Annotated in this window: 10 protein-coding genes; all 10 read right to left on the bottom strand. The window is 37.6% G+C overall.

Features of this window, described 5'->3' with window-relative positions:
- Positions 1 to 61: 61 nt before the first annotated feature.
- The 10 genes from HW347_RS01325 to HW347_RS01280 all read right to left on the bottom strand — a co-directional run bounded on the left by HW347_RS01325 (position 62) and on the right by HW347_RS01280 (position 11,729).
- Positions 62 to 1,129 carry a cadherin domain-containing protein gene (locus tag HW347_RS01325; RefSeq protein WP_214610159.1) on the bottom strand — a complete coding sequence of 356 codons (1,068 nt, stop codon included), beginning with the start codon at positions 1,127 to 1,129 and terminating at the stop codon, positions 62 to 64.
- A 499-nt stretch (positions 1,130 to 1,628) separates the two neighbouring features.
- On the bottom strand, positions 1,629 to 2,249 hold the full coding sequence (locus HW347_RS01320; protein WP_214610158.1) for a hypothetical protein: 621 nt from the start codon (positions 2,247 to 2,249) through the stop codon (positions 1,629 to 1,631).
- A 517-nt stretch (positions 2,250 to 2,766) separates the two neighbouring features.
- The gene (locus tag HW347_RS01315; RefSeq protein ID WP_214610157.1) at positions 2,767 to 4,371 is read right to left on the bottom strand and encodes a M1 family metallopeptidase; all 1,605 of its coding nucleotides are present in this window, start codon (positions 4,369 to 4,371) and stop codon (positions 2,767 to 2,769) included.
- Positions 4,372 to 4,398: 27 nt separating this feature from the next.
- Positions 4,399 to 5,679, bottom strand: coding sequence for an argininosuccinate lyase (gene argH / locus HW347_RS01310; protein ID WP_214610156.1), 1,281 nt, complete (start codon positions 5,677 to 5,679; stop codon positions 4,399 to 4,401).
- 57 nt (positions 5,680 to 5,736) lie between these two features.
- On the bottom strand, positions 5,737 to 6,804 hold the full coding sequence (locus HW347_RS01305) for a M20 family metallo-hydrolase (RefSeq protein ID WP_214610155.1): 1,068 nt from the start codon (positions 6,802 to 6,804) through the stop codon (positions 5,737 to 5,739).
- A gap of 2 nt (positions 6,805 to 6,806) precedes the next feature.
- Positions 6,807 to 7,580 (bottom strand): acetylglutamate kinase, encoded by a 774-nt coding sequence (argB, locus tag HW347_RS01300; protein WP_214610154.1) that lies wholly within the window; start codon positions 7,578 to 7,580, stop codon positions 6,807 to 6,809.
- A 2-nt stretch (positions 7,581 to 7,582) separates the two neighbouring features.
- A complete protein-coding gene (locus tag HW347_RS01295; RefSeq protein WP_214610153.1) occupies positions 7,583 to 8,518 on the bottom strand; it encodes an N-acetylornithine carbamoyltransferase in 936 nt (311 codons plus the stop codon).
- A 53-nt stretch (positions 8,519 to 8,571) separates the two neighbouring features.
- Positions 8,572 to 9,360 carry a glutamate 5-kinase gene (gene proB, locus HW347_RS01290; RefSeq protein ID WP_214610152.1) on the bottom strand — a complete coding sequence of 263 codons (789 nt, stop codon included), beginning with the start codon at positions 9,358 to 9,360 and terminating at the stop codon, positions 8,572 to 8,574.
- A 45-nt stretch (positions 9,361 to 9,405) separates the two neighbouring features.
- Positions 9,406 to 10,605, bottom strand: coding sequence for a glutamate-5-semialdehyde dehydrogenase (locus HW347_RS01285; protein ID WP_214610151.1), 1,200 nt, complete (start codon positions 10,603 to 10,605; stop codon positions 9,406 to 9,408).
- Entirely contained in the window at positions 10,605 to 11,729 is a 1,125-nt protein-coding gene (locus tag HW347_RS01280; protein WP_214610150.1) for an aspartate aminotransferase family protein, read from the bottom strand. Before HW347_RS01280 ends, HW347_RS01285 begins: the two co-directional genes overlap by 1 nt.
- Positions 11,730 to 11,748: the final 19 nt, after the last annotated feature.

The following is an 11,748-nucleotide window of genomic DNA, read 5'->3' as shown; positions in this document are numbered from 1 at the left end:
TAGACTACAAAGAGGTCCAAATACGTAGTTTGGTGACTAGGGCATTTAGTGACTTGAAGAATTACTCCTCGTTTAGAATAATATCAGCTAGTATTTCTTCCATTTCGTTTTCGGTGAGCCCAGCAGTAATTTTTGAGCTATAAATAAAACGAATGATGTCTTTTTCTACGGGAAGAAAATCATTGTCTGCACTAATTTGTGAGCAGAGAAAGCTAAATTCATCTTCGCATTTGTCTGAATGACCAAAACCAAGGGCATGCCCTAATTCATGCTTTAACAATACTTCTAAGGGATTCGAAATCCAAATACGTGTAGAAACTAAAACTGAGTTTTCGGAAGGGGTCATTGCAAAACCATCGTAGTTTCCATCTTTTATTTCTTCATACATATCCGGCCAAATAGTTTCTACTTCTTCTTTCGTTCCAAAAAATAGATTGGCGTTTGCTTCTTCTGAGTTTTCAACTAGAGAAATACTAAAGGCGCTATCTGTAAATAAGGAGTTGTATTGTGTTATTACACTTTCAACGGTAGTTTTATATTCTTGTGAAATTGTTCCGTTGAGGTACATTTTCATGGGGCTTCCCCATTTTTGGTTGGCGCTCAACGAGGTGTTACTAACACCTTTCCAGAAAGTTAGGTGTTGGGCGTAGGTAATTATTTCTTTTTGTTCTTCGGATAGGATAGTGGTCTCATCAATATCGTTTATCGAAAGATTAAAATTCTGGTCAACAATTGTTTTTCCATCAAAAGCAGATACGGTAAATGGATAAGAATTTGTGGTTTCAAAATCGAGTTTGAGATTTGTTCCTGTTTTAATTTCACCTGTAGATTCGTTAATGAAAATATCCACATCGGATTCTAAGGTGTAGGTTATCTCATCATTATCATCATCAGTAGCGCTTGCAAAACCAATGGAACTATCTGATGGGGAATGCTCATTTATTGAGTAGGTACCTGTTTTGAAAACCGGAGATTTATTTGAGCTTTCTTCCGAGGGGTTCTCTGTTTTTTCTACTGTAGAAGTGGTTTCTTCTGCCGTTTCGTCAAATGATTCAGCTGTAACATTTTCAAGGTCCGTACTACAGGAAATTACCCATAAGGACAATAGGGGGATGAAAATTCTTTTCATAGGTTTGGTTGGTTGAAATCGATTTGGTCATATCAACTAGGTTGTTAAAAGTATAGGATAGGCATATGGTCGAGAAATTTTTGTTGTGAACACCATGATTTGTATGGCGAGTATGTTAAAATTGAGAGTTTGGAAATTTCTGTCAGACAGAATAGCTGCTATATTATTGATTTTTAGAAAATTAAATAGTTTTCGTACGAGTTTGGAAAGCAGCGTGTATTCTCCCGAGTTTATCGGGAAAATGAGAAAGATATAATGTGAAGTGAAATTTTTAAGCTTGCAGAATTCTATTAATTGTTTTTTTCTTCAAACAACAATCAAGATTCCGGATCTAGAATAACAGTGTCCGGTTCGTAGTCCAATTTTATGGTAATGTTCTTTCTAGCGGTTGCCATATACATTTTATAGATTACTATTTCCCCGTCTTTTAGTACCCCAATTTCGATAGGAAAATTAAAAACATGGTGTTTTTGAAGTTGCTCAATATTAGATTTTATGATTATAATCTTTTGCCTAAGACTAAGCCAAAATGGGGAATAGTATCACCATTGGAATCAAATTGAATTGCCCCCAAAAGACCTAGATAAAAATTATCTCCAATCTGAAAATTATAGTTTAAGCGAAGCGATGCTCCTACTGCAAAAGTTCTAGCCGGAGAGAACCTAAGACTACTGCGAACGGGATATGGAAGGTCTGTCCCTGCTGGGAATAAGACAGAATCCAAGTCCATAAGCGAGGTAGCCTGATATCGAAATAAGGGCAGAATGGAAATACCGAATTGTTGGGTGGTCGTTTGTATAAAATTATATCTAATACCTGTGACAATCTGAAAACCGGCAGTAACCGTATGCAATGTAGCATCGACCCTTTCGCCATCCGATAGTTCATAAAAAAGTGGAGTGTAGGGGGAATCGTTCAGGGTACCTTCGAAACCCAATTGCCAATAAAATTTATTTGAAAATTCCTTACCATAGTTGGTGCCGAAATGATACCCAGTAATATCGCCTGTTCCATGTATACTGAGCCCAAATGAAAACTCCAAATACGATTTTGATTCGTTTTGTCCGTAAAGAATGAACAATGGGGCTATGAAAAGAGTGAAAATTAAAATGTTCTTCATAATTAGTTGCTGTTTAATTTTCTTTCAACCTAATAACTTCATCTTTCCTAAATCGTAGCGTTTGTAACGATTTTCCGAGAACTGAACTATTCTGGTGTCTAAGTTATCATCATCTCTCTTAGCACTAATTTTAACTGATTTTGTCAGAGACAAAATGTTGGCGATTGAATCATTTTGAAAAGTGTTAAATATGACTAAAAATTCTTATTAAAAGTGTAGGAATAAAAAGGTTAACTTTTTATTAACATGTAAGATTAGAGAAGGGTGGCAAGTAATTTATTTACTCTCCGGAGTATGCTCTACGATTAATTTAAAGTATAATAAATAGTGTAATTCTTGGTTTTGTCTAGCATGAGCATCCTTTTATGACAAAAAAGTAGATTAGTGAAATTTTGAGATCTAGTGTTTATGTATAGAAAGTTATTTTTTTAAAAAACTATGGTAGACAAGAAATGATTTCATATTTGTAAGAGAAAAAAGGAAAGAAGTTATATGAAATTAGGCCCAAAAAAAATCACTAATTACTCTTCTCTTCAAACAACAACCAAGATTCCGGATCTAGAATAACATTGTCCGGTTCGTAGTCCAATTTTATGGTAATGTTCTTTCTAGCGGTTGCCATATCCATTTTATAGATCACGATTTCCCCGTCTTTTATTACCCCAATTTCTATAGGAAAATTAAAAACATGGTGTTTTTGAAGTTGCTCAATATTGATTTGCAATTTTTTCTTGTCGTAACTCCAATTCCATTTAAGCTCAGGATGTCCTTTGGTAAAAAGCCATTGCTGAAAGAACGCTTCAAGGTCTTCACCCGAAGCCTCCTCCATTATTTTTTGAAAGTCGGCTGACATTGCATTGGAATTCCGATAAGCTTTGTAATAGGCTTGTATGCCTTTCCAAAAAGTGTCATCACCTATTTTATGGCGAAGCATATTTAATGTCCAACCTCCTTTTTGATACGTGTTGATGCTCAAGACCTTTAGCGGGTCAGTAATGGAAGGGTCTACAATGGGTGAGGGGTTTTGCAAGTAGTAGTCAATTATCTGCTTGCGGTCAAGTTCTAACTCTTCTTTTCGTTTGTCATTACCATAAACACTTTCTTGGTATAGGATAGTAAAATAGGTGGCAAAACCTTCACTAAGCCAAACATGATTCCAGTCATTTTCACTGGCGGAATTTCCGAACCATTGGTGTGCGATTTCGTGTGCAATAAGACCTTCAACTTCATTTTTACCAGTTACAGAATTTTCAAAGTAAGAAATAGTTCCTGCATTTTCCAGGCCTCCCCATTGGGTCTTGGCTTGCATGTTGGCTAACTTGGCGTACGAATATGGACCAATGTTATCAATAAAATATTTTAAGACCTTGGTTGCTACACCATAATCTGAAAAACCATCTAATCGGTTTTCAGGGTATACCCATGCACTTACGGGAATGTCATAAACTTCGTCTAACAAAGTGCTAGCAAACTTGGTTACACCAATAGTAACCACTTTCATAGCTACGGGAGCAGGTTCTTTGAAGGTAGTGAGTTTTAAATCATTTCCTAGATTGCTTTCCTCAATTTTATCACCAGTAGCTACTACATCGTAATGGTCAGGAGCGGTAATCCTGAATTCAATTGTAGCCTTGTCGGAAGGATGATCTACAGAAGGGAGCCAATGCCGTGCTAAATTAGGCCAGTTGTCACCAAAGAATGAGCGTTGGCCAAATTTAGTGGTGTCAATGACAAGGCCTCTTTCGGGAATACCTTCATAAACTACTTTATATATTCTTGTTTTTTCTTCGGATGAAGTTGGAGTGATTTTAATCTTATTCTGCTCAAAGGAGTACTTAGCAAGCTTATCGCCTTCAAAGACATTAGTAACTTGCATGCCGTAGTTACCCGATTTAGCAATTAAGTCCAACGCAAACGGATTAACTTCATTTTTAAAGGCTACGGTAATTTCAGCCTCTCCTTTTATGCTATTGGATTCGTCATTTAAAGTAAGCCCGAAAACATAACCCTGCACGTCAGCAGATGTATTTCTTTGGTAGGTGTCTTGGGCGTTTGCCTTTTGCCCAATTAGCACTAATAAAGTCAAAAAAATAAAATACGTGTTGTGAGCTCTTGTTTTCATAAACCGTTTCCTTCTATGCTAGCTAATTTAAGAGATCTTATCCATCTTCCCTTTAATCTCCTTCAAACAAAGATTCCCTAAACTACCTTCGTGTGTGTGGTGAATATCTCGCTTTGGAGTAAAGGTACCTTCTTGAATTTCTTGTCCCATTTTTTTATAGGCATCTCTAAAAGGCATTCCGTTCTGCACCAGCTCGTTTAAAGTGTCTACACTAAATAGATAGTCGTATTTTGGGTCTTCCAATATACCTTTGTTTACCTTCATTTCCTTAAGGCTGAATGTCAGAATCTCAATACAGGCTTTCATATCCTGAATAGCCGGAACAATAATTTCCTTTACCAATTGTAAATCTCGGTGGTAACCACTTGGTAGGTTATTGATAACCAAAGTCAACTGATTGGGAATACTTTGAAGCTTGTTGCATTTACCTCGTACCAATTCAAAAACATCGGGGTTTTTCTTATGTGGCATAATACTACTACCAGTAGTCAACTCATCTGGAAAGGATAGAAAGTTGAAATTCTGACTCATGTACAAACAGATGTCCATAGCTAGTTTTGATAGGGTAGCGGCAATATTTGCCATACCAAATGCAGTAGCTTTTTCTACTTTTCCACGACCCATTTGGGCAGCGACTACGTTATATTTCAAAGTCTTAAAACCCATTTCTTTAGTAGTGAAACTACGGTCTATAGGAAAAGAACTTCCGTAACCAGCAGCACTCCCAAGCGGATTTTGGTCCGCTACTTTATACGCAGCATCAACAAAATATAAATCATCAATAAGGCTTTCTGCATAGGCTGATAACCAGAGTCCGAAAGAAGAAGGCATTGCAATTTGTAAGTGAGTATACCCAGGAAGTAATACGTCTTTGTGTTTTTCGGCAAGTTCCAATAACAAATCAAACAATTCCTTGGTTCCTGATTTTATTTCAGAAAGTTCATGTTTTAGGTACAGGTGCATGGCAACAAGAACTTGATCGTTTCTTGATCTGGCCGTGTGTATTTTTTTTCCTGTATCGCCTAGTTTTTCGGTAAGGACGTATTCTATTTTGGAGTGCATATCCTCAAAAGAATCTTCAATTACAAACTCGCCTTTTTCAATGGTCTCGGCAATAGCATCCAATTCTTTGACCAAAGCGTTAGTTTCTTCTGTGGTTAATAATCCTATTTTACCTAACATCTTAGCATGTGCCTGCGATGCGATAACGTCGTATTTAGCCAAATGTAAATCTAGTTCGCGGTCGTTTCCAACAGTAAAATGGTCTATTTTTTTATCGGTGCTAAAGCCTTTGTCCCAAAGTTTCATAGTGTTCTATATTGGTTGGTATCAACTTGTAAATAGGTGTGGATACCGTTATTCGTTTTATTTTTTAATAAAGCCGTCTAAGATTTTAATATACAAATCAATACCGTCTTCAATTTCTTTTACGTAGATATATTCATCTGCCGAATGCGAACGAGTACTATCGCCAGGTCCCAATTTTAAAGATTGACAACTTAATGCAGCCTGATCTGAAAGAGTAGGGGAGCCATAAGTTTTTCGGCCTAAAGCAATCCCTGATTGGATAAGCGGATGGTCTTTAGATATTGCCGAAGAATTTAAACGTAACGAACGTTCTTTTAATTCACACGGAGCTTCTTTCTTCAGTAACTCAGCTATTTCTGCATTGGTATATTTATCGTTTACACGTACGTCTACAACTAATTCTACTTTTGCCGGTACAACGTTATGCTGTGTTCCTGCATTTATTTGGGTAACGGTCATTTTTACTTCACCTAAAGCTTCGGAAACTTTATCGAACTTATAATTTTTGAACCATTCCAAAACCTCAATAGTGTTATAAATGGAATTGTCATCGTTCGGATGCGCAGCATGTGAAGGCGTACCTTTTATGACTGCATCAAAAACAACGAGTCCTTTTTCTGCAATGGCTAAATCCAATAAAGTTGGTTCACCAACAATAGCCACATCAATTTTAGGAAGTATTTCCAACAACCCTCTTAAACTATTTGAGCCGGCAGTTTCCTCTTCCATAGAGGCCACCATTAAAATATTATGATTAAGATTTTCTTCGGCATAAAAATGCGTGAAGGTCGCTATTAACGATACCAATGGGCCACCTGCATCATTACTACCTAAACCGTATAATTTACCATCTTCAATATGCGGATTGAAAGGGTCTCTGGTATAGGCGGAGTTTGGTTTTACCGTATCGTGATGAGAATTTAAAAGTAACGTAGGTTTGCTTTCGTCAAAATGTTTGTTCACCGCATAAACGTTGTTTATGTGGCGCTTGAAAGGAATGTTAAAAGACTTGAACCAGTTTTCAATGGCGTCTGCAGTTTTATCTTCTTCAGATGAAAACGATTGAATCGAAATCAGTTCTTTTAATAAATCTATCGCTTTTTGCGTTAATGCTGCTTGTTCCATTTTTATAGGGTAAGAGTCGTGAATAAAGTAGATTTAGGGTCTAACATACTAATATCTCCAATACGCACCTGATGTACGTTTTTTTGTAAAGCGTGAAAGCAATTTTCCATTTTTGGTAGCATACCGTCAGCAATAATTTTCTGTTTTAGTAAGTCTTGGTAGGATGCGCTATCAATATTTTTTACAACCGAGTCATCATCATTCACATTTAAAAGAACACCTTTTCTTTCAAAACAATAGTAAAGAATAGTTTCATAGTTTCCGCTCATTCCTATAGCAAGTTCAGAAGCAATGGTATCTGCATTGGTGTTTAGTAATTGACCTTTGCCATCATGTGTCATAGCACAGAAAACAGGAGTAAGACCAGCTTCTAAAAGTTTTGCAATAGTTTTTGTGCTAACTCCATCAACATCACCCGCATAGCCATAATCAATGTCTTTTACAGGTCTTTTATGAGCTTGAATGGTATCGCCATCCGCACCGCTTAATCCAATAGCATTACAGTCGTGCGATTGCAACTCTGCTACAATATTTTTATTTACCAATCCGGCATAAACCATGGTAATCAGACCCAAACTTTCTTCGTCAGTAATTCTGCGGCCATCAATAAGTTTTGATTTAATACCTAATCTGGTACCTAATTTTGTGGCTAGTTTTCCTCCACCGTGGACCAATATTTTGGGCCCTTTCAATTCGGAAAATGCTTTTAGGAACTTAGAAAGTTCTTCTTTATTCTCGATGACGTTTCCGCCTATTTTTATGATGGATAATTTCATGCCTACTGTTCCAAGATTTTCTTCAATACAATCTGCGCTGCATAAGTTCTGTTATTGGCCTGTTCTATAACAAGCGATTGGTCACCATCTAAAACAGCATCTGCAACCACTATGTTTCTACGTACAGGAAGACAATGCATGAATTTTGCGTTACCTACTTTTTCAGGAGTCATCGTCCAGTTTTTATCTTGGCTCAGTACTTTGCCATAATCAGAGTAGCTACTCCAGTTTTTTACATAAATGAAATCAGCATCTTCACAGGCCTTTTTCTGGTCGTGCTCAATGGTTGTCCCTTTGGTAATTTCTGGGTTCAACTCGTATCCTTCCGGGTGTGTAATAACAAAATCGGCATCTTGTAAATGCATCATCTCAATAAAGGAATTGGCCACAGCATGCGGTAATGCCTTTGGATGCGGCGCCCAAGAAAGTACCACTTTAGGTCTTGCTTTCGTGTTTTGTTCGGCCAGAGTGATGGCATCTGCTAGGGCTTGTAAAGGATGACCTACCGAACTTTCCATATTTACGATGGGAACACTGGCGTATTTTTTGAAACCATTTAAAACTCGTTCGGCTTCATCTTCTTCTTTATCCTGTAATCCAGCGAAAGCTCTAATGGCAACAATATCGCAATACTGAGAAATAACCTGTGCAGCTTCTTTAATGTGCTCAGAAGTACCTTGATCCATAACGGTACCATCGGCATATTCTAAAGCCCATCCTTCACTTCCAAAGTTCATAACAATAACTTCCAATCCAAGGTTCATAGCTGCTTTTTGAGTACTTAAGCGCGTACGAAGACTGTTGTTGAAAAACAATAAACCAATAGTTTTATCTGAACCTAGGTTTTTATGTTTTCTTGGGTCTTCTTTCAGGTCTCTGGCTTCTTCTACCCAATTATCTAGCGAATCTATGTCTTGTAAAGAAAGGTAATGTTTCATTTGTGTTCTGTTTCTCTGGATATTCTACTTATTTCCTGTGGATGTGTTTTACATCAATGGTCTTTTGAAAACTGACCGTCTTTGGTTTTTATTTTGGTATGTTTTCCTGAACCGGCAAAAGCATCTGTAATGAAGCTATCGTTAAGACCGTTTACAATCCAAGTTTCAATACCAGCATTCTGTGCAATGGTCGCTGCCTCAATTTTTGATTGCATCCCACCAGTACCGTGTGATGATTTACCCGAGCTAACTTCTTGTTGTAAACTAGAGACGCCTAGTACTTCAGGAATGGTCTCTGGTTGCCCGTTGTCTATAGAATTTTTGGTATATATGCCATTTGTGTTGGTGGCAATCATGAGGAGGTCTGCTTTAAGAAGTGCTGCGGTTAAGGCGGCTAACTTATCATTATCACCAAATTGAATCTCATCTGCAGCAACCGTATCATTTTCATTAATAATGGGAATGAAATTGTTACTTACCAAGATGTCTATGGTATTCTTGATGTTGGCTTTGGACTTAGGGTTCTCAAAGTCTGAATACGATAAAAGACACTGTGCAGAAAAAAGGCCAAGCTCTCTAAAGCTTTCTTGAAACATGCGCATCAAATGCGGTTGTCCAATAGCAGCTAAGGCTTGTTTTACGTTAATCTCTTCTCCGTTATGCTCTAGTTTTACAAATTGTTTTGCTGCCGCAATAGCACCAGAACTAACAATGACAAACTCATAGTCGTCTTTGAGCGCCGCAATTTGCCTGCCTATATCCTCTATCTTTCCTCGAGAAATCTGATTGGTTTCCTTCGTTAAGGTATTTGAGCCTATTTTTAATAAAATCCTTTTTTTCATTAGGTGTTCTTTTACTTCATTTGGGTGCCAGAAGGAAAATGAAATTTATCCTCTTGTTTGCCCGTTTCCTTTTACATACCACTTATTGGTTACCAAATGTTGAAGACCTATAGGGCCTCTTTGGTGCAATTTATCTGTACTGATGGCAAGTTCCCCGCCTAAACCAAATTGACCTCCATCTGTAAAGCGAGTGGAAGCATTATGATATACTGCAGCCGTATCTACATTATTCATGAAATAGTCTGCTGTTTCATTGTTTGATGTGATAATTGCCGCTGAGTGGCCGCCACCGTATTTATTTATTCTTGAAATAGCATCTTCAATATCAGAGGTTTGGCCAATTACAATCTTGTAATCTAAAAACTCTTCATACCAAACGTTCTCGTCTTCTATGGTTTTGGTGCCTTCCATACCTGAAATAACATCATCAGCTAAAATTTCAACATTGCTCTTTTTCAGTTCCTGTATTAAGTGTTGAAGAAATTGTTGTTTTCGAGGTAAATCTGAAGAAATAAGAACTTTGTCCAACGCATTACAAGCCGATATTTTGGTAGTTTTTCCGTTGATGATAATATCAATCGCCATCTCTAAATCTGCTTCTTCATCTATGTATACAAAATTGTTCCCACGACCGCTTATAATAACTGGGCAGGTAGCATGTTGTTTTACAAAGGCAATTAGTCTTTCTCCTCCTCTAGGAACAATGAGGTCTACTTTTTGGGTAGGCTTTTCAAGAAAAGCCTGTGTTTCCGTTCTATCGAACTGTAAATAGGTAACCCAATCTTCTTCAGCTTCGTTGGCTTCAAGAGCCTTATGCCATAGATCGACTAGGAATAAATTGCTGTTCAGCGATTCTTTTCCGCCTTTCAATAAAATTTTATTTCCTGATTTAAAAGCGATACCAGCGGCCTCAATAGTAACATCCGGTCTAGATTCGTAGATAATTAGAATAGTTCCAAAGGGTGCGGTTTTGTTGCTTACCTGCATACCATTGTCATGAGAAAAACTAAAGCGTTCAACACCTAAAGGGTCTTCTTGAGAAGCAAGTTGTTGCAGGCTCAAAATCATACCGTCTATTTTTCCTTGGTCAACTTTGAGGCGATCACGCATAGCGATATCGTCACCCAAATAACTGTCCATGTCAATTTTGTTGGCGGCGAGAATAGCGGTCCGTTCTTTGCCCAACAAGTGCGCCATGTCCAAAAGTACAGCGTTGCGTTTTTTGATGTCCAATAATAAACTCATTACAGTTCGGCTTTTAAGGCGGTGAAAAATGTATCTAAGTGAGCTTCGGTAATATTTAAAGCAGGAAGTACTCTCAAGACATACTTGTCTTTGGCGCCTCCGGTAAATAGTTTTTGGTTATGAATTAGTCTCTTTCTTAAATCAGCAACTTCAAAATCAAATTGAAGACCAAGCATAAGTCCTCTGCCTTTCACTTTTTTGATTTGTGATATTTCTGCGGCTAACGCCCTGAAATATCCTTCTAAATGAGCTGCGTTTTCAATGAGTTTTTCATCTTCCAATACTTCTAGAACAGCTAAAGTAGCCACGGAAGCCAAATGATTTCCTCCAAACGTAGTTCCTAATAATCCGTAGGAAGCTTTGATGTCTTCATGGATTAAAATGCCACCCACAGGGAAGCCATTGCCCATGCCTTTAGCAACCGAAATAATATCTGGTTGTATGTTGTGATGTTGAAAAGCAAAGAATTTACCGCTTCTACCAAAACCACATTGTACTTCATCTGCAATAAGTAAAGCTTCGTTGACTTTAGCTAATGCTGCAATTTTTTGGAAAAACTCAGTAGTTGGCTCGTCTAAACCACCAACACCTTGTATGGTTTCTATGATAACCGCACAAACATCGCCTTTTTCTATTTCAGACTCAAATGCCTGTACATCATTGAAAGGTAAAAAAGTAACCTTTTGTTGTAAGTTGATAGGAGCGTTTATCTTTGGGTTATCCGTAGCTGCAACAGCCGCAGAAGTACGCCCGTGAAAACCATTATTGAATGCAATTACCCTAGATTTCCCGGTATGGAAAGATGCTAGTTTTAAAGCATTTTCATTGGCTTCAGCACCAGAATTGCATAAAAAGAGATTGTAATTTTCGCAATCTGAAAGTTGACCAAGTTTTGTAGCCAGTTCTTCTTGCAACGGGTTTTTTACAGAGTTGCTGTAAAAACCAATTTTATTCAGCTGATCGGTAAGGCGTTTTACATAATGTGGGTGAGAATGACCAATAGAGATTACGGCGTGCCCTCCGTAGAAATCTAAATAATCTATTCCTTTTTCATCGGTTACTACAATTCCCTTTGCTGAAACTGGGGTTACATCGTATAATGGGTAAACATCGAATAAATTCATAACTTTTGCCATTGTGCCG

Source organism: Zobellia barbeyronii (assembly GCF_018603515.1).
GTDB lineage: Bacteria > Bacteroidota > Bacteroidia > Flavobacteriales > Flavobacteriaceae > Zobellia > Zobellia barbeyronii.
Note: the sequence above shows the minus strand (reverse complement) of the source record. Positions and strands in the feature narration are given on the sequence as shown.

Excerpts from the sequence above, each read along its gene's own strand:
- HW347_RS01325 (WP_214610159.1), bottom strand. The coding sequence starts at position 1,129 with ATGAAAAGAATTTTCATCCCCCTATTGTCCTTATGGGTAATTTCCTGT.
- HW347_RS01320 (WP_214610158.1), bottom strand. The coding sequence starts at position 2,249 with ATGAAGAACATTTTAATTTTCACTCTTTTCATAGCCCCATTGTTCATT.
- HW347_RS01315 (WP_214610157.1), bottom strand. The coding sequence starts at position 4,371 with ATGAAAACAAGAGCTCACAACACGTATTTTATTTTTTTGACTTTATTA.
- argH (WP_214610156.1), bottom strand. The coding sequence starts at position 5,679 with ATGAAACTTTGGGACAAAGGCTTTAGCACCGATAAAAAAATAGACCAT.
- HW347_RS01305 (WP_214610155.1), bottom strand. The coding sequence starts at position 6,804 with ATGGAACAAGCAGCATTAACGCAAAAAGCGATAGATTTATTAAAAGAA.
- argB (WP_214610154.1), bottom strand. The coding sequence starts at position 7,580 with ATGAAATTATCCATCATAAAAATAGGCGGAAACGTCATCGAGAATAAA.
- HW347_RS01295 (WP_214610153.1), bottom strand. The coding sequence starts at position 8,518 with ATGAAACATTACCTTTCTTTACAAGACATAGATTCGCTAGATAATTGG.
- proB (WP_214610152.1), bottom strand. The coding sequence starts at position 9,360 with ATGAAAAAAAGGATTTTATTAAAAATAGGCTCAAATACCTTAACGAAG.
- HW347_RS01285 (WP_214610151.1), bottom strand. The coding sequence starts at position 10,605 with ATGAGTTTATTATTGGACATCAAAAAACGCAACGCTGTACTTTTGGAC.
- HW347_RS01280 (WP_214610150.1), bottom strand. The coding sequence starts at position 11,729 with ATGAATTTATTCGATGTTTACCCATTATACGATGTAACCCCAGTTTCA.